The sequence below is a fragment of the Annamia dubia NIES-4383 genome, assembly GCF_055394725.1.
In genome coordinates this window covers 1,753,155-1,772,403 of sequence record NZ_AP025630.1, presented here as the reverse complement: position 1 = coordinate 1,772,403, position 19,249 = coordinate 1,753,155, and the positions used below count along the sequence as shown (strand labels likewise).

Here is a 19,249-nt window from a genome sequence, read left to right as displayed (position 1 = left end):
TTAATAAGCTCCCATTTCTTTCAAAGCTTGATGAATTAAAATTTCGTTCTCCTGTGACGATGCGATCGCCTGTTGTAATTTCTTGGTGGGAATCAGCTTGTTCTGGTTCTCGTAACCCTCTCCCAAACCGATAAAATTACAATCCTTTATCAACCAGTCCGCATTCATATTCCACAGGGAAGGCTTATCGGCGATCGCTAACAGGGCTTGTTTCCAGAGAACTTTTAACCGTTCCATATCGCCGTCAACGGCTTCGTAGGCATCTCGTAGAAATGCCATCCTGTTTTTATGAAGGGCAGGTACGCTGTCCGTCCAATGTTCGGGCTTAAACTCCCTGTACATCAGCCCCACCCATAAAAAGTCTTTCTGCGTCAACTCCCATGTTTTCTTACTCTGTACCACTTCTGTACTATGTACTACCAAAGGAGTCACATTAGTATTACATACTACCGAGTGAGTCACAGGGGTACTACACACCGCCGGAACATTTGTATTTGTGGAATTGGAAAAATTTAAAGGTTGGCAATTTATGGGGGTAGGGGGGTAACTTTGTACTTCCTCTCCCGTAATTTCAGTTTCAGAAATTTCGTTTTTCGCGCGCGCCTCTCCACTCTCTCTGAAAGTAGTCTTTAGACCTCTTGCGAAAGTATCAGACGATCGCCAATTTTGTCTTCAAAGAAAGCTCATAATTGTAAATACCTGCAATTAAATTAAATCTTAATCTAAAACGTTTTCTTCTATTTCTATATCGTGATGAAAGTATTTTAAATATTTTCAAATGACGATGAATATGTTCAACAATTATCCTTTCTTTTGCTAGTTGACGATTAAATTGTTTTTCTTCTGAACTGAGTTTTTTGTTTCTTCTTTTTTTGATAGGGATGGTACTATTTTTATGAATTTTATTAATTCCTTGATACCCTTTATCTGCTAAACATTTGGTATCTTCATTTAGATTTATTTTACTTTTTTTAAACAGGTTAAAATCATGAATTTGTCCTTTTGCAAAAGCTGTACAAATTATTTCTGCACTTTTTTTATTGATCAATAGTTGGGATTTTATTGTATGATAGCCTTGCTTCCCACTATAATAACTTTTCTGTTTTTTTTGAGGACGTTCTATCTCATGTTCTGAGACATCAACTGCTACTATTTCGATCTCATTCTCACTTTGAATTAGCGTTCTTTTCCCCTGTAAAGTAAACAAACCTGAACTAATTAAAATTTTCTCAATTTTATTCACAATTCGACAAACATTTGATTCATGAATTCCCCAATCAATTGCTAAATGAAAAAAAGAACGATATTCTCTTAAATAGGCAAGAGTCATTAATATTTGATCTTCTATAGATAATTTGCTTTTCCTTCCCGGTTTTTTTTGGAGTATTTTTTCAGCTTTGACAATTTTTACCATATCATTAAATGTTTCGAGCTGAACTCCACAATAGCGTTTAAACTCAGTTGAGTTTAATTTTTTGACTTCTTCATAATTCATATTCTGTTCTCCAATTTTTTCTTTATTGTACTTTCATGATCCCACTTTCGCAAGAGGTCTATTAAGTGTTTTGAATTAATTTTCTGATCTTTAAAAAAGTTATAATAGAAGAAAAGAAATAAATTTATTGATTCATCTTCAACTTGTAAGAGGTGAACTAATCATGAAAATTTTAATCTTTGGTTCAGGCTCAATTGGCACTTTCTTAGGAACAAAATTATTCGTCAAAGGTCATGATGTCAATTTATTGGGCAGAAGAAAATTAAAAACTTTAACACACAAAACAATTACCATTAATGGACAAGTCTATCCACTACCACCACGCATTTATCAATTAACACAAGAACAATATCAACTTGTTCTTGTCACCACAAAACTTTATGATGTACAAATCGCAATTCAAACAATTCAAGAAGCCCAATTAAATCCTCAAATTTTAGCTTTTATCCAAAATGGCTTAATTGAACCTAGACTCTATGGTCAAGTTCTTAACGCACCTTCTTTTGTACCAGTTTGCGTTTTTAACGGTTATAATCTTCACCTTGATCAGCTATTAGTCTCAGAACATCAAAAAGGTTTCCAAATTCAGAATAACTGTGCCGGAAAACAACTTTGTCAATTATTTAATTCAGCAGGGATTGTTTCTTTTCTTAACCCAAATCTCCCTCAAATTAAAGCCCAAAAATTTATGGCAAATGTAGCTTTAAATGCTTTATGCGCACTTGAGAAAAAAACCATTGGTGACTTAGTTACCGATCCTAAATTAAAAGAAATTGTCGATCATTTAATTAGCGAAAGTTGGCAAGTTTTGGCACAAGATTATCAATTACCTGCCCTTAGCATAATTCAAGATGAAATTTATCAGTTAATTTTTCAAATCAAAAATCATTATTCCTCAATGTATCAAGACCTTATTTCTGGACGACAAACGGAAATTGAATTTTTAAATGGTACAATTATTCAACTAGCAGAAAATCAAGGGATTCCTACACCATTTAATCAGCAAATTTATCATCAAATAAAAACATTAGAAAACTTACCCATCTTGTCCAAAAGCATCCATACACCACATTTGACCACTCATCAAACGATTGACTCGCTCAGATCTAATTCTTCTGCCGTTGTTAAATACTGATTGTAATAATTCTCATTATTATTGTTACAAATAACTGCATTAAATTCATTGGTAGATAAGGCAACCACCGTCGTCCAATTGCGATTTGAACATAAAATTGAATTACCATAAATCATTTGAGCTTGAGCGGTTTTTTGGCTTAAGATGAATCCAGTAATGATTAATCCTTGACTAATTTTTTTGAGTAGTTTCTTCATAATTTTTGACAATTCTGAACCTTGATCTCACCTAGCTAATAATTATTTTTCGCTTATTTTAGAATATATAAAAATAAAAATTTAAGAAAAACTTTACATTACAAATCTAACTCTCTTTCTTAAGACCACAACCCATCTCAATTAAGATGTTATCAATAATTGATAACATCTTCTAAAAAAAAAGTAGTAAGCTGAACATATTGAGTTAAATAGAAACCAATGAAGATTTATCTAAAACCCTTATACTCTAAGCTTAACGATGGTGTAGGTAGTTGTCCATTAGGTTGTGAAAAAATTTGTCGAGTGGAACAACAAGCCCCGAACTTTAAAGCACCATCTGATCATAGCTGTCCACTTTATCAACATCAAGCTGAGGCTTATCCCCATTTAACCAAAGGTGATGCTGATCTTATTTTTATTACTGCACCAACCGCAGGAGGGAAAAGTTTACTCGCTTCTTTACCCAGTTTATTAGATCCTAGTTTTCGGATGATGGGAATGTATCCTACCATTGAGTTAGTTGAAGACCAAACTGAACAGCAGAAAGGTTATCAAAGTTTATTTGGTCTTAATGCACAGGAACGTATTGATAGACTTTTTGGGGCTGAACTGAGTCAAAGAGTGAAAGACTCAGGTAAAAATCGCTTTCAAGAGTTGTTATTAGCAATTGAAACCAAAGAAGTTATCCTAACGAATCCTGATATTTTTCATTTAATTACTCATTTTAAATATCAAGATCCTGCTTATGCTAAAGATGAATTACCGCTAGTTTTAGCCAAATTTCCTGATTTATGGGTATTTGATGAATTTCATATTTTTGGAGCGCATCAAGAAACAGCAATTCTTAATAGTATGACTTTGATTCGTCGTACTCAACAACAAAAAAGACGTTTTTTGTTTACTTCTGCTACGATGAAAAAAGATTTTGTTGAGCAATTAAAACAAGCGGGTTTTAAAATTGTTGAAATTGCTGGAAAATATGAAAATGAAGCTAAATTAGGTTATCGTCAAATTCTACAACCAGTTGAATTATCTGTTATTAATTTAAAAGATGAAGATGGTTTTACTTGGTTAATTAATCAGGTTGAAACTATTAAGGACATTCTAACAAATGAAGATCAGGGTAGAGGGTTAATTATTCTCAATTCTGTAGTAATGGCTCGTCGTGTTGCTCAAGAATTACAATTACTATTACCTGAAATTATAGTGAGAGAAATTAGTGGTCGGATTGACAGAAAAGAGCGATTTCAAACACAACAATCACTTCAAGAGGAAAAAAAGCCAGTTTTAATTGTAGCAACTTCCGCCGTAGATGTGGGGGTTGATTTTCGGATACATTTACTAATAACAGAAAGTAGTGATTCAGCAACAGTTATCCAACGTTTAGGACGTTTAGGACGACATTCTGGTTTTTCTAATTATCAAGCATTTTTATTACTTTCAGGGCGGACACCTTGGGTAATGGCAAGATTAGAAGAAAAATTAGAATCTGAGCAAATTGTAACCCGTGAAAACTTAATTGAGGTGATTAAATACGCTTTTGATTCACCTCAAGAATATCAAGAATATCGTAATCGTTGGGGAGCAATTCAAGCCCAAGGAATGTTTGCTCAAATGATGGTAAGTAATGCCAAAGTAATGCAACCTATTAAACAAAAAATGAGTGAAGATTTAAAACAAATTTATGGAGAAAAAATAGATAATAAAGCATGGGTTGCAATCAGCAATCATGCAGTAGGAAAAGCAACTCAAACTGAATTATTAAGATTTAGAGGAGGCTCAACTTTACAAGCGGCCGTTTGGGATGAAAATAGATTTTATACTTATGATTTATTAAGATTATTACCTTATTGCACTGTAGAAGTTTTAGATAGAGAAACTTTTATACAAGAAGCTAAAAAAGCAGGACATATTGAAGAAGCTTTTCCTGACAAATATATTCAAGTTTATTTAAGAATTGAAAAATGGTTAGATACTCGATTAAATTTGAGTTTATTTTGTAATAGAGATAGTGAAGAATTATCAACAGGAGAATTATCTTTAATTAGTCGTTTAAAAATAGACAATCATCCCCAATCTGAGGTAATTAATTGTTTAAGTAAATGTAAACTTTTGACTTTTTTAGTACCTGTTAATCGTTCTCAAACTCAAAGTCATTGGGAAGTTAGCCGTCATTTACATTTAAGTCCTTTATTTGGATTATATCGTTTAAAAGATGCTTCTGAACAAGCTTATGCTTGTGCTTTTAATCAGGATGCTTTACTTTTAGAAGCCCTTAAATGGCGATTAAAAAAATTTCACCGTAATACTGAAAAATCTCTAATTTTTTAGAGTTATTTCTGTATACTGAAGACTAAAAAACTGATTACTGATTACTGATTACTGTTAACTGAAATGACTTTATTACAAACATTACTATTAGAAACAATATCTGAAGATACTGATCTTATTTTATTATCCTATTTGGAAACAGTATTACCCGCAATGGAACAGGAATTTAGCTTAATTTCTGCCTTAGGAGGTTCTTTTTCTAGTCATTATGAAAAATTAATAAAATTAGGAGATAATTATGCGAAAAAAAACGCTCAAAGATATGCAAAATTTGCGGATCAAAATTTATTAGTTCATGTACTTAATGCTTTATTAACTGCATGGAATTTAGTCCCTTATCTAACTAAAACTTTATCAGAAATAGAAAAAAAATTACTTTGTTTAGGGCTAACTTTACATGATTATAATAAATACTGTCTTGGTCATGGTGAAGAATCTCCTAGTTGTGCTAATGTTGATCAAATCATTAATATTTGTCAAGAATTAGGGGAAAAATTAAACTTTCAAGAATTTTGGACGGACTGGAAACAATATCTCCCAGAAATTGCTTATCTTGCCCAAAATACTCAATTTAAAGCCGGAACTAATGTTATTCCCGCTAATTACCCTCAATTTACCCTAGATTCTCGCCGTTTAGACCTTCCTTTACGTCGTCTCTTGGCTTTTGGTGATATTGCTGTTCATTTACAAGATCCGGCGGATATTGTAACGAAAACAGGGGGTGATCGCCTAACAGAACATTTAATATTTTTAGGGATTAAGAAAAAGTTAGTATATCATCGCCTTAGAGATACATTAGGAATTTTAACGAATGGGATTCATAATGCTATTTTAAGATTTACTAAAGAATTAGATTGGCAACCTTTATTATACTTTGCTCAAGGTGTGATTTATCTTGCACCTATTGACGATAAAATTCCTGAGCAAAATGAATTACAAGAGTTTATTTGGGAACAAATAAGTCAATTATTAGCCCATAAAATGTTAAGTGGAGATATTGGTTTTAAGCGAGATGGTAAAGGCTTAAAAGTAGCACCTCAAACCTTAGAATTATTCACTCCCTATCAATTAATTCGTAATTTAACTGATATAATTGATGCTAAAGTAGCCAATGCAAAAAACCCTGCCACTCCCAAAAGATTAGAAAAATTAAAGTTAACTGATCCTGAACGTCAATTATTAGCTAATAGTGCGGATTTACGAGCGGATAAAATTGCGGAGTTAATCATCTTAGCACAAAGAGAATTTTTAGCTGATTCACCTGAATTTATTAATTGGAGCTTAAAATTTTGGAACTTAGAACAAGAAATTAACCCTGAACAAACCAAAGAACAATCAGGTGGTGTTAATTATGGTTGGTATTTAGTTGGGGCTTATTATATTGCCAAAAATCCCACTCTTAAATTGGAACAAATATCAGAAATATTAACTCATTACTGTCAACAATTAGCTGACTGGGCAAAACAAAATAAATTGCTAAAGACTCATTATAGTGCTACCCTTGAGGTATTTAATAAATATCTTGAACAATATTTAGAATTACAAGGTTGGCCGAATACATCATCTAATTTTAATCAGGAATTAGCCAATTATATGATCGCCAAAACTAAAGCTTCTAAACAACCAATTTGTTCTCTAAGTTCGGGAGAGTTTACTTCTGAAGATCAAGTAGATTCGGTAGTATTATTTAAACCCCAACAATATAGTAATAAAAATGCTTTAGGTGGTGGACAAATTAAAAGAGGAATTTCCAAAATTTGGTCTTTAGAAATGTTATTACGTCAGGCATTATGGGCAGTACCATCGGGTAAATTTGAAGATCAACAACCGATTTTTCTTTATATTTTTCCGGCTTATGTTTATTCCCCTCAAACTGCGGCGGCAATCCGTAAATTAGTTAATGAAATGAAAAGAATTAATCTTTGGGATGTTCGTAAATATTGGTTAAATGAGGGGATCAATTTAGATAGTTTACGTCCATTAAAATGGAGTGATGATGAAGCAGAAATAGGCAGATTTAATGATAAATATTCAGGTCAAGATCTTCCTTTTATAGGAACAGTTTACACCACTACAAGAGGAAAAACTTTAACTGATGCTTGGGTTGAACCTGCATTTTTAGCAGTTGCCTTACCCATATTATTGGGTGTAAAAGTCATTGCTACCAGTAGTTCTGTACCTTTATATAACAGTGATAATGACTTTTTAGACTCAGTAATATTAGATGCTCCGGCAGGTTTTTGGCAATTGTTAAAAATACCAACTTCTTTACGGATTCAAGACTTAGAAACAGCTTTAGAAAGATTACTTTCTACTTATCTAATTCATCTTGATAACCGGAGCAATCCACCGGATGCTCGTTGGCAATCATTAAATAATACCGTAAGGGAGGTGATGACAGATGTTTTAAATGTCTTTTCTATTGCTAACGAAAAACTACGAGAAGAAAAACGGGAAGCTTCAGCTAATGAAGTTAAACGTTACTGGAAATTTGCTCAAATTTTTGCTCAAGGAAATCCAATTATGACTGAAAAATTAAAACTAACGAAAGAGTTAGTTAATCAATATCGGACTTTTTATCAAGTAAAATTGAATGAATCTAGTCATTCAATTTTACTACCACTTTCTAAAGCATTAGAAATTATTTTATCTACACCAGAACATTTAGATCATGAGGAATTAATCTTACAAGGTTCTGGACAATTATATGATGCTTTAGAGCGTCAAGAAGTATATAAACGTCCTCTCTTACTGGATAAAAATATACCTCCTGAAATTCGTAAACAAAATGAAATTCAAGCAATTCATCAATTTATGACTACCTGTGTCGAAAAATTATTTGGAGAACTGTATAAAAGTGATCGAGCTTTATTACAAGAAAACCGAAATCGGATTAAATCGGGGGCTGAATTTGCCTATCGGTTATTACAGTTATCAGTTAACAGTAATCAGTAATCAGTTTTTTTAGTTATTAGTTAAATTTTAAGTAACCTAACCGCTTTGAAATTAATTTCAAAGCTAACAAAAATCGTTAAATAAATTTAACTAAAAAACTGATTAATATAAGATTTTAGTTCATTTTAATGAACGATATTTATTAGCCTCGTAAATTTATTGCGAGGCGGTTTATACAACAACAAATTAAATTTTAAGGAGTAACAAAAATGTCAATTTTACAAAAATTAAAACCTCAATTTAACCACGCTTTTCCTCGTTTAGCTTCAGCTAATTATATTCACTTTATTATGTTACGTCATAGTCAATCTTTTCCAGTATTTCAAACAGATGGAGTTTTAAATACTGCGCGTACTCAAGCAGGTTTAAATAACCAAGAAATGCTCAGTCGTTTAGTGATGTTTAAACGCAAACAAACTTCTCCTGAAAGACTAACCGGAAGGGAATTATTAAGAGCATTAAATATTACCACTGCTAATCAAGAAGAAAAAGAAAAATTCTGTGAATATAATGGAGAAGGGTCGTGTAAAAAATGTCCTGATTGTATTATCTATGGCTTTGCAATTGGTGATCAAGGAAGTGAACGATCTAAAGTCTATTCTGATTCTACTTTTTCCTTAACTGCCTATGAACAATCTCACCGCAGTTTTACTTTTAATGGTTTATTTGAGGGGGGAACAATGAGCGAAAAAGGTGTTATGAGAAATTCACTTGGTGAAACAGATCATATTCTACCCGAAGTAACATTTCCTACTATTGAAACTTTACGAGATAGCACTTATGAAGGATTCATTTATGTGTTAGGAAATATTTTAAGAACTAAGCGTTATGGAGCGCAAGAATCTCGCACAGGTACAATGAAAAATCATTTAATTGGGATTGCTTTTTGTGATGGTGAAATCTTTAGTAATTTACATTTTACCCAAGCAATTTATGATAGTTTCAATGGTGATTTAAACAAACCAATTGATGAAATTTGTACTCAAGCTAGTCAAGTAGTTCAAAACTTATTAAATCATGAACCTGTGCGAAAAATAAAAACTATTTTTGGTGATGAGTTAACCAGTTTAATTAATGAAGTTTCAGCAATTTATCAAGATGAAACTTTATTAACACAAACTCTAACTAATTTATCTCAACAAACTCAGACTTATTCTGAAACTTTCGGCTCTTTATCAGGAAGTGGAAAAAAAGGTAAAGGTAAGGCAAAAGAAAAATAAAAAACTATTGTTAGTAGTAGGGCTTAAATAAAGCCCTACTAGAAATAATTTATATTTTTAGGAGATGATCGACATTCCTAGTTATTACTTTTATTACTTCTTACTTTAAATATGAATATTTATTACTGTCAATTAATTTTACATGATAATATTTTCTTTGCTACTAGGGAAATGGGGATTCTCTATGAAACGGAAAAATATTTGCACAATTGGGCTTTAACTTATGCTTTTTTTAAAGGAATTTATATTCCCCATCCCTATCGTTTACAAGGAAGTTATGCGCAAACTCCTGAGTATTTAGATCATAATACTGAACAAAGTTTAATTCCACTTAATCAATTAGGGCTTTATCTTTTTCCCGCTAAACCTTTAAGATGGTCTTATCAAATTAATACTTTTAAAGCCGCTCAAACTAATTATTATGGTAAGTCGAAACAATTTGGTGATAAAGGTGCAAATCGTAATTATCCCATTAATTATGGACGGGCAAAAGAATTAGCAGTGGGTAGCGAATATCATACTTTTTTAATCAGTAATGAAACTCTTAAGTTACCCCGTTGGATTCGAGTTGGTAAATGGTCAGCTAAAGTTGAAGTTAAATCCTATTTAATACCTGAAAATGCAATTTCTAGCAATTCAGGTGAGTATATTTGTAACCATCCCTTAAATCCAATTGATTTACCTTCAACTCAACAATTATTGCTCTATAATCGCATTGTTATGCCTCCAGTTAGTCTTGTTTCTCAAGCACATTTGCGAGGTAATTATTTGCAGTTAAAAGGCGATGATTGGGATCATTTTAGAGCTAATTTGCTTGATTTAACTGAAGAAATTTGTTTACCATTAGAAGTTAATTATGGTGCAGGAACTATTACCACAACTTCATAAATACCAGTTACAATCTTTAGTTTTAGAATTGGGGGCGCTAAAAAAAGGAACTCCCCCTGCTACATTAGGTCGAGCTATTCATGGTTGTGTTTTAAATTGGTTAAATTTAGTTGATTCTGAATTAGCAAATCAAATACATGAAAGTCAAGTTTCCCCCTTTTGTTTATCTGGTTTAATTGGAAATCGTCGTCAACCTTATTCCTTAGAAGGTGATAAGTTTTTCTTAAGAATTAGTATTTTGCAACAACAATTAATTCAACCTTTATTAAAAGGAATTGAACAACAAGAAACTAAAGAATTAATTTTAGGAAAATTTCCGTTTGTAATTCGTCAAATTTATACAATTCCTCAAAGTCATAAATTAGCTCAATTAACAGATTATTATTCTTTAGCCCTTTATTCTTCTATTCTCAATGAGATTAAACTAAATTTTTTATCTCCTACCAGTTTTAAACAAAAACAAGGTATTCAGACCTTCCCTTTACCGGAATTGGTATTTGATAGTTTACTCAGAAAATGGAATCATTTTGCCCCTGTAGAATTACATTTTCCTGATGATATTGACTGGAATTGTTTAGTTTCTGCTTATGAGTTAAAAACATTCGCCCTGAAATTAGAAGGAGGGGCTGAAATTGGCACTCAAGGTTGGGTTAAATATTGTTTTAAAGAACCTCAACAAGCTCGGATTGCTTCTATTTTAGCTAATTTTGCTTTTTATGCTGGTGTTGGTAGAAAAACATCGATGGGTATGGGACAAACTCAGTTATCTGTTAACAGTAATTTCAAAAAAAATAAATAATATATGATTGATAATTATTTACCTTTAGCTTATTTGAATGCTTTTGAATATTGCCCTCGTCGTTTCTATTGGGAATATGTATTAGGTGAAATGGCTGATAATGAACATATTATTATTGGTCGTCATCTTCACCGCAATATTAATGAAGAAGAAACAATTAAAGAGGGAAATATGATCATTCATAAACAACAGTGGGTTTGGAGTGATCGTTTACAAATTAAAGGCATTATTGATGCTGTAGAAGAAAGAGAAAATAGTTTAATTCCTCTTGAATACAAAAAGGGCAAAATGTCTAAACATTTGAATGATCATTTTCAACTCTGTGCTTCTGCTCTTTGCTTAGAAGAAAATACTGGTAAATCTATTACTTATGGTGAGATTTTCTATCATGGAAATCGTCATCGTCAAGTAGTTAAATTTACCAAAGAATTACGTTATCAAACAGAACAAGTAATCTTTCAAGCACATGAAACTGTTAATCAAAAAATGCCTTTACCTATTAATAATCCGAATAAATGTCACGATTGTAGTTTACTTAATATTTGTCTTCCAAAGGAAGTAAAACAATTAATAAATAGTTTTTAATAAATACATTTATCTTATCTTTAATTACTATTTACTATTTTACTATTTACTCAAAATACTGATAAACTGAAAAAATATGTCTGTTCTTTATCTTACTCAACCAGATGCCATCTTAAGCAAAAAACAAGAAGCTTTTAAAATTACTTTAAAACAAGAAGATGGCTCTTTTCTTAAAAAGAATATTGCCGCTCAAACAGTAGAACAAATTGTTTTAATGGGGCATCCTTCTATTACAGGCGAAGCTTTAACTTATGCCTTAGAATTAGGTTTACCTGTACATTATTTATCCTTTTTTGGTAAATATTTAGGTTCGGCACTTCCGGCTTATTCCCGAAATGGACAATTAAGATTAGCTCAATATGCTATTCATAATAATACTGAAAAAAGATTAGCTTTAGTTAAAGAAATTGTTAAGGGAAAAATTCATAATCAATATAATCTTTTATATCGCAAAGACCAAAAAGATAATCCCTTAAAAGAACGTCAAAAAGGGGTTGATAATCAAATTACTTTAGATCAAGTACGAGGTATAGAAGGTTTAGCCGCTAAAGAATATTTTGCTTATTGGCAGAACATTTTACCTCAAGGTTGGAAATTTGAAGGCAGAAATCGTCGTCCACCACGAGATCCCGTAAATGCTTTACTTAGTTTTGCCTATAGTTTATTACAAGTTCAAGTTACAGCAGGAGTTCATTTAGCAGGATTAGATCCTTATATTGGTTTCCTTCATGAAACTACTAGAGGACAACCTGCAATGGTCTTAGATTTAATGGAGGAATTTCGTCCTTTAGTGGGAGATAGTTTAGTTTTTTCTGTTTTAAAATTAGGGGAAATTAAACTATCAGATTTTGAAGAAAGTTTAGGTGCTTTTCGTTTAAAAGATAAGCCTCGAAAAACTTTTTTAGAAGCTTTTGAACAAAAAATGAATGAGGAATTTAAACATCCTATTTTTAATTATCGTTGTACTTACCGCCGTTCCATTGAGTTACAGGCACGTTTATTAGCACGTCATTTACAAGAGGATATCCCCTATAAATCTTTAAGTTTAAGATAGCTTTTCAGTAATCATTAATCAGTTTGTTCTATTAACAATAATCAATTATTGAATTATTTGGATTAAAAAAATGAAAACTTTATTTTATATTATTGTTTATGATATTCCTGCGAATAAAAAAGGGAATAAACGTAGAACTCGTTTGCATGATTTATTATCAGGTTATGGAGAAAGAACTCAATACAGTCTTTTTGAATGTTTTTTAACTAATATACAATTTGCAAAATTAAAAGTACAGATTGAAACTTTACTTAAGCAGAATGAAGATTCTTTGCGCATTTTTGTATTAGATCATCATTCTTTGCAAAAAACTATTACTTATGGTAGTGAAAAACCCCAAAAAGAAGATACTATTATTTTGTAATCAGTGGTATAATAATTTTTGACAAACCTAAAGCGAGGATGTAATCCCTAATAGGTTCGTCAAAAACCATAGAACCTTGATAATTAAATATTTTCAGCTTCTCGATTCTCACAAAATACTATATTACAAATGTAATACTTGAGTCGAGTTGAGGAGGTTCGTCAAATTTACTTTGAGGAGTCTCTTATGATGAGGCTTTTAGAAACTGGACTTTTTTATTAATTAATCCTAGTAATGGGATTGAAACAATAATGAATAATTTAATTTTTGTTCAGATTCAACAACTTTTTTATTAATTAATCCTAGTAATGGGATTGAAACATCTACAGAAATTAAAGTTAACAACAAAGTAATTAACTTTTTTATTAATTAATCCTAGTAATGGGATTGAAACTCAGGATATGTTAGATTTAAGAGCCTACAAATCAGAGCCTTTTTTATTAATTAATCCTAGTAATGGGATTGAAACCCTTCTACGGTGTAACCCGCTTCTGATAGTTGGCTATCTTCTAACTTTTTTATTAATTAATCCTAGTAATGGGATTGAAACTTGACTACCAGCTAACTGTTATGTTACAATGGAAACTTTTTTATTAATTAATCCTAGTAATGGGATTGAAACACCCGAAACAGCTGAATATCTATCTGTTCTCTATTCTTTTTTATTAATTAATCCTAGTAATGGGATTGAAACACAAAAGAAAAACCACCAGAACCCGAAGGAGTAAAGCTTTTTTATTAATTAATCCTAGTAATGGGATTGAAACTTTCTATTATTAGGTTTGCTATAAAAGGAGATTGACTTTTTTATTAATTAATCCTAGTAATGGGATTGAAACACATTTCGGTTGTTATTGTTAATATATGGTTTGCTTTTTTATTAATTAATCCTAGTAATGGGATTGAAACTTTGACAGCTCAGGTTTTTGAGGTTTTACGACATCTTTTTTATTAATTAATCCTAGTAATGGGATTGAAACTTGACTCTTATAATGCTACAATACTATCTTTAATCACTTTTTTATTAATTAATCCTAGTAATGGGATTGAAACATGGAGACTTGTAGCAACGGCGGATCCCAATAAGCTTTTTTATTAATTAATCCTAGTAATGGGATTGAAACTTCGACCCATTGCCCGTTACTGACATGATACGAGCTTTTTTATTAATTAATCCTAGTAATGGGATTGAAACTTAGAGGTAAGAGTTAACCGCCCTTGACTGATGGCTTTTTTATTAATTAATCCTAGTAATGGGATTGAAACACCAAGTTAAATTTTTGAGTTCTTCCCATATCTGCTTTTTTATTAATTAATCCTAGTAATGGGATTGAAACATATGTACTTTCTTGATAATAATAAAGAATTTTCTTTTTTATTAATTAATCCTAGTAATGGGATTGAAACATTTTCCGATGGTGTAATTATTGCCATATTCAATCTTTTTTATTAATTAATCCTAGTAATGGGATTGAAACCTAATTTTCCGTTGTTTGATACGGCGGACAATCTTTTTTATTAATTAATCCTAGTAATGGGATTGAAACATATCAGCCTCAGGGGCTAAAGGATCTTTTGTTGTCTTTTTTATTAATTAATCCTAGTAATGGGATTGAAACTTTTCAGAAATAGGAACTAAAGAACTATTAGCGGCCTTTTTTATTAATTAATCCTAGTAATGGGATTGAAACCATTATTACTAGATAATAAGAAGCTAAATGGGGAACTTTTTTATTAATTAATCCTAGTAATGGGATTGAAACAATGAAATAAAACTTGATCCCGCGCGCTTTCAATCTTTTTTATTAATTAATCCTAGTAATGGGATTGAAACACATTATTATCAATTATTTTTAAGCTGTAATTGATCTTTTTTATTAATTAATCCTAGTAATGGGATTGAAACAGTTATGGCTCTTTTCAAATAGCTAAAGGTACGCTTTTTTATTAATTAATCCTAGTAATGGGATTGAAACTGCCGGAAATAAGGTTTTGTGTGTCTTGTCTCATGAGTCTTTTTTATTAATTAATCCTAGTAATGGGATTGAAACATTATAATCAACAGAAAATGGGTGATATTATTCCCTTTTTTATTAATTAATCCTAGTAATGGGATTGAAACAGATGATTCGGGGGTGTAAGACTATGAAAGATAACTTTTTTATTAATTAATCCTAGTAATGGGATTGAAACAAACTTAAACAGGCAATAATCCATTTACACGGAACTTTTTTATTAATTAATCCTAGTAATGGGATTGAAACTTATAAACCTGTTGCTCTTTAACATCGGCATTTCTTTTTTATTAATTAATCCTAGTAATGGGATTGAAACAGCTCAATAATTGAATTTTCGAGTTTATTAATTGCCTCACTTTTTTATTAATTAATCCTAGTAATGGGATTGAAACTCGACAGATATAGAAGACTATAGCCCTTTGGCTCTTCAGCTTTTTTATTAATTAATCCTAGTAATGGGATTGAAACATGTCGGACTCAGGGGCTAAAGGGTCTTTTGTTGTACTTTTTTATTAATTAATCCTAGTAATGGGATTGAAACTGCATCTGAATGATAACACTATATGTAGTGTCTGTCCTTTTTTATTAATTAATCCTAGTAATGGGATTGAAACATCAGCCGCGCATTTAGGCCGGGCTGTAAAAATGACTTTTTTATTAATTAATCCTAGTAATGGGATTGAAACTTATTGCAGATTCAATTTACAAAACTTTGGCAGGACTTTTTTATTAATTAATCCTAGTAATGGGATTGAAACAGCTCTCATAAACAAGAAACCGATGAATTAGTAAAACTTTTTTATTAATTAATCCTAGTAATGGGATTGAAACCTGTTATTGTAATTTCGTACAGTGGTTGAAGTATACTTTTTTATTAATTAATCCTAGTAATGGGATTGAAACATAGCTATTTTAAGTATAACGTGCCTAATATTGAACTTTTTTATTAATTAATCCTAGTAATGGGATTGAAACAATTCATTTTCGTATCTAGCTATTTGTACAAACACTTTTTTATTAATTAATCCTAGTAATGGGATTGAAACTCTCTTTAATGACATATGGAGGTTATTTAATAAAACTTTTTTATTAATTAATCCTAGTAATGGGATTGAAACATTTCAAACGAGCGACTATGTCCAAGAAGCCAAGTCTTTTTTATTAATTAATCCTAGTAATGGGATTGAAACTGTTTAACAAGGCTTTGGACGTTATGATGAATATCTTTTTTATTAATTAATCCTAGTAATGGGATTGAAACACTGTTGAGTTATTGATTAATGAATAAGTTTTTTTCTTTTTTATTAATTAATCCTAGTAATGGGATTGAAACATTCAAAATCTATGATGGAAGAAGAAGATTACGATGCTTTTTTATTAATTAATCCTAGTAATGGGATTGAAACTTTTATATCAAGTTCAAAGATTATCTGAATATACTTTTTTATTAATTAATCCTAGTAATGGGATTGAAACACCCTACGTTAATAACTCGAAAGGGTTTATATGCAATAGCACTTTTTTATTAATTAATCCTAGTAATGGGATTTTCACTAAAAAGTGAAAATTGCCTTAATATTATTTTTGATAAGAACTGTTAATAGACTGCAATGTCTTCAAATTACAATCAATTAACCTTTGCCTTAGAAATACTCAGACTTCTTGCTGAAAAATCGAGATGGCGAACAGAATTAACGGATTTACTAACTGAATTTCTCGAAGATCGAGGACAACCTTGTACGGATGTCGCTCAAAAATTATCTCGTACCATTCGCAAATTAAGAGACTGCGGTTTTGAAATCAAAAGCGCACCTCATCATCCCTATGAATTAATTGAATCTAACTTTCCTCTTATCCTTTCCCCTCAACAAAAAGAAGCATTATATTTAGCAACTTATTTACTTTCTAACTTAGGTTTTTTGAGCCAAGCTGAACAATTAAGCCGACTTTACAACTTTGAAGAAAATTATCAGTCACAATTAAAAGTAGATTTTAGTCCACCAGTTAATTATAGCAGTGAGAAAATCAGTAACATAATCCAACAACTTCAACAAAGAATTAAACAAGGACATCGCTATACTATTCGGTATTCAAGTCAAAGTCAAAGCACAGAAAAAACTTATGATTTAGATCGATGTGAATTACGTTTACATAATGGAGTTCTTTATTTATTTGCTCTTGTTCCTGACTGGAAATGCGATCATTTTGATAAAATTCCTAATATTGAGCAAAATATTTTATTTCATATTGATCGCATTAAATATATCGGTGCTTCATCTAATACCCGTTGGTTTTATGATTTCCCAAAATTAACAATACTTTATCGGATGACGGGTGCTTTAGCTAATTACCAACCACGCCGAAATCATGAAAAAATAATCAATAAAAATTTAGAGCAAAAATATGTAGATATTGAAACAACAGAGGACTATTTATTTTGGTTTCGTCAAAGAATATTACAATATGGCAGTAATGTTCAAATTATAAAACCACAATGGCTACGAGAACAAATAAAAAAAGAATTACAACAGGCTTATTCTAATTATGAAGCGTGAATTTGAAAACCGCCTCTAAAGTAGCCAAGAATCTGTGAGGAATTAGATTTACTATTTGCTGAAAATGACTACTATAATCAGATTGAGGAGGAACTAACACCGCTTAAGATTATTAAACGTGAGGATATTCAGTTAGTCTGTTTTGAGTGGTTTAAACCACAAGAGCGATCATTGTGATATAAACGATCGCTCTTGTGGGAAGGGTTATGATGTTCACCTTTAACGACGGTTTAAGGCAATCAAAATCCGCAAAACATACCAGAATAATAAAGCCACCGAAGCAAATAATTCTAAGGAAGCGGCCACATATTGAGTTGTGGAATAGTGGTGGATGATCTTCGAGGTATCATACAAAATCGCAACGGAGGCAAATCCTACCATAGCCACCGAAAAGATTAATCCTAACGTAAAGTTAAAGAGAATACTACAAATAATCAGTCCTAATGCAATAAAACCAGCAATTGTTAAAAAACCACCCTAACACCCCTAAAACTACCAACCATGACAGACTGCTCCCCAACATTAAAGCCGTGATGGTTTGAGCAATGCCTGTTTGAAAGAAAATAAATTCTAAGAGAATAAACGCCCCAACCGCTCCTGCCAAATGGGTATAAGTTTTTTGAATAAAGACAGCACGCTGATCCGGTCTAGCTTGTGCAACGCAAATCATTACTTTTCCCTCCATCAAAATCAAAGTTAATCATTAATTCACTTTCAGAAATGATGAAGTAAACTTTGGTGATCAATTCATCATTTTTAACAGGAAAATTAATGTTAGTGGATAAATTAATTTTATTCAAAATCTCCTCAATTGCCAAAAAAAGATACAAATTTTTAACAATTATCATGCTAAAATTAGATTCATAACTTGACGTTTAGGTGAGAATATTTATTATGGGCGAAGCCAAAAGAAGAAAACAATTAGACCCCAATTATGGGAAAGAAAAACCAATTAATCTAAAATGGTTTGAAGAAATGGTGCGTAATTTACCGCCAAAATATAAACCTGATTATGGACATATTTATTTTCGAGATAATCTCGACAAAGAACTTTATTTTGGAGTAGAAGGTTCTTACACTTTAGGTAATGATAAATATGGAAAAATGATGATGTTATCAGATCAATAATTCAGAACAAATGGCTTTATTCTGGATTATTAAGTGACAATAATCCTAATTTTTCCCCAGAAATGTTACAACAGTATTATCTTTTTCTTGAACACTTAAAAATAATGATGACAAATATTAACGGCTCATGGCTCGGTACTTACTGGCAATGGGGAACTCCCACTCGCTTTGAGTTAACTTTAGTTCAAGGCGGTAATACTTTAACTGGTAATATTCTTGATGATAGTAATTTAGGAGAAGCCAATGTAATTGGTGAAATAATTGGCAGAAAAATCACTTTTACTAAAAAATATCTTAACTCTCGCCATACTGTTAATTATACCGGAATAGTCTCAGAAACTGAAGATTTTATGACGGGTGAATGGACAATTTCTAATTTTGATTCGGGTAAATGGGAAGCACATAAAAATAATAATGAATTAGACTTAAATGCACAATTACGTCTTTATCAAAAAGTGCCTGTTTCTGTTTAAAAAATAAACCCTTTCATCGTTTATAATTTGTTGAAGATAAACCAAAAAAGAA

General features: G+C 31.3%; 17 protein-coding genes and 1 CRISPR repeat array. Of the genes, 12 read left to right on the top strand and 5 right to left on the bottom strand.

Going from position 1 to position 19,249, the window contains the following annotated elements:
* Both Anndu_RS08065 and Anndu_RS08060 read right to left on the bottom strand, forming a co-directional pair.
* Positions 1-279, bottom strand: a complete 279-nt coding sequence (locus Anndu_RS08065; protein WP_464103871.1) for a hypothetical protein — start codon at positions 277-279, stop codon at positions 1-3.
* 370 nt (positions 280-649) lie between these two features.
* Positions 650-1,495: an IS5 family transposase gene (locus Anndu_RS08060; RefSeq protein WP_464101022.1), complete on the bottom strand. Its 846-nt coding sequence runs from the start codon at positions 1,493-1,495 to the stop codon at positions 650-652.
* A gap of 163 nt (positions 1,496-1,658) precedes the next feature.
* Here Anndu_RS08060 and Anndu_RS08055 point away from each other — a divergent pair, with 163 nt between their 5' ends.
* Positions 1,659-2,630 carry a ketopantoate reductase family protein gene (locus Anndu_RS08055; protein ID WP_464103870.1) on the top strand — a complete coding sequence of 324 codons (972 nt, stop codon included), beginning with the start codon at positions 1,659-1,661 and terminating at the stop codon, positions 2,628-2,630.
* Here the strand turns inward: Anndu_RS08055 and Anndu_RS08050 are convergent.
* Positions 2,579-2,827, bottom strand: a complete 249-nt coding sequence (locus tag Anndu_RS08050) for a hypothetical protein (protein ID WP_464103869.1) — start codon at positions 2,825-2,827, stop codon at positions 2,579-2,581. The genes Anndu_RS08055 and Anndu_RS08050 overlap by 52 nt on opposite strands.
* 219 nt (positions 2,828-3,046) lie before the next feature.
* On the opposite strand from Anndu_RS08050, the gene cas3 reads away from it, so the two are divergent.
* The 9 genes from cas3 (at position 3,047) to Anndu_RS08005 (ending at position 17,596) form a co-directional block, all read left to right on the top strand.
* Complete coding sequence (gene cas3 / locus Anndu_RS08045; RefSeq protein WP_464103868.1) at positions 3,047-5,158, top strand: type I-D CRISPR-associated helicase Cas3'; 2,112 nt, start codon at positions 3,047-3,049, stop codon at positions 5,156-5,158.
* Between the two features lie 63 nt (positions 5,159-5,221).
* Positions 5,222-8,113: a type I-D CRISPR-associated protein Cas10d/Csc3 gene (cas10d, locus tag Anndu_RS08040; RefSeq protein WP_464103867.1), complete on the top strand. Its 2,892-nt coding sequence runs from the start codon at positions 5,222-5,224 to the stop codon at positions 8,111-8,113.
* Between the two features lie 209 nt (positions 8,114-8,322).
* Positions 8,323-9,333 carry a type I-D CRISPR-associated protein Cas7/Csc2 gene (gene cas7d, locus Anndu_RS08035; RefSeq protein WP_464103866.1) on the top strand — a complete coding sequence of 337 codons (1,011 nt, stop codon included), beginning with the start codon at positions 8,323-8,325 and terminating at the stop codon, positions 9,331-9,333.
* A gap of 111 nt (positions 9,334-9,444) precedes the next feature.
* A complete protein-coding gene (cas5d, locus tag Anndu_RS08030) occupies positions 9,445-10,221 on the top strand; it encodes a type I-D CRISPR-associated protein Cas5/Csc1 (RefSeq protein WP_464103865.1) in 777 nt (258 codons plus the stop codon).
* Positions 10,190-11,020 (top strand): CRISPR-associated endoribonuclease Cas6, encoded by an 831-nt coding sequence (gene cas6 / locus Anndu_RS08025; RefSeq protein WP_464103864.1) that lies wholly within the window; start codon positions 10,190-10,192, stop codon positions 11,018-11,020. Before cas5d ends, cas6 begins: the two co-directional genes overlap by 32 nt.
* Positions 11,021-11,023: 3 nt before the next feature.
* Positions 11,024-11,605, top strand: a complete 582-nt coding sequence (gene cas4 / locus Anndu_RS08020; RefSeq protein ID WP_464103863.1) for a CRISPR-associated protein Cas4 — start codon at positions 11,024-11,026, stop codon at positions 11,603-11,605.
* Between the two features lie 76 nt (positions 11,606-11,681).
* Positions 11,682-12,659 (top strand): type I-D CRISPR-associated endonuclease Cas1d, encoded by a 978-nt coding sequence (gene cas1d, locus Anndu_RS08015; protein ID WP_464103862.1) that lies wholly within the window; start codon positions 11,682-11,684, stop codon positions 12,657-12,659.
* Between the two features lie 70 nt (positions 12,660-12,729).
* Positions 12,730-13,023 (top strand): CRISPR-associated endonuclease Cas2, encoded by a 294-nt coding sequence (gene cas2 / locus Anndu_RS08010; RefSeq protein WP_464103861.1) that lies wholly within the window; start codon positions 12,730-12,732, stop codon positions 13,021-13,023.
* Between the two features lie 210 nt (positions 13,024-13,233).
* Positions 13,234-16,595: direct repeats of the CRISPR family, unit length 37 nt; unit sequence CTTTTTTATTAATTAATCCTAGTAATGGGATTGAAAC.
* Between the two features lie 56 nt (positions 16,596-16,651).
* Positions 16,652-17,596, top strand: coding sequence for a helix-turn-helix transcriptional regulator (locus tag Anndu_RS08005; protein ID WP_464103860.1), 945 nt, complete (start codon positions 16,652-16,654; stop codon positions 17,594-17,596).
* Positions 17,597-17,815: 219 nt separating this feature from the next.
* Here Anndu_RS08005 and Anndu_RS08000 read toward each other — a convergent pair whose 3' ends face one another.
* Together Anndu_RS08000 and Anndu_RS07995 are read right to left on the bottom strand one after the other, a co-directional pair.
* On the bottom strand, positions 17,816-18,019 hold the full coding sequence (locus tag Anndu_RS08000) for a Bax inhibitor-1 family protein (protein ID WP_464104058.1): 204 nt from the start codon (positions 18,017-18,019) through the stop codon (positions 17,816-17,818).
* A 1-nt stretch (position 18,020) separates the two neighbouring features.
* Positions 18,021-18,266: a hypothetical protein gene (locus tag Anndu_RS07995; protein ID WP_464103859.1), complete on the bottom strand. Its 246-nt coding sequence runs from the start codon at positions 18,264-18,266 to the stop codon at positions 18,021-18,023.
* A gap of 224 nt (positions 18,267-18,490) precedes the next feature.
* Here Anndu_RS07995 and Anndu_RS07990 point away from each other — a divergent pair, with 224 nt between their 5' ends.
* Complete coding sequence (locus Anndu_RS07990; RefSeq protein ID WP_464103858.1) at positions 18,491-18,724, top strand: hypothetical protein; 234 nt, start codon at positions 18,491-18,493, stop codon at positions 18,722-18,724.
* A 104-nt stretch (positions 18,725-18,828) separates the two neighbouring features.
* Positions 18,829-19,197 carry a hypothetical protein gene (locus Anndu_RS07985; RefSeq protein ID WP_464103857.1) on the top strand — a complete coding sequence of 123 codons (369 nt, stop codon included), beginning with the start codon at positions 18,829-18,831 and terminating at the stop codon, positions 19,195-19,197.
* Positions 19,198-19,249 lie beyond the last annotated feature (52 nt).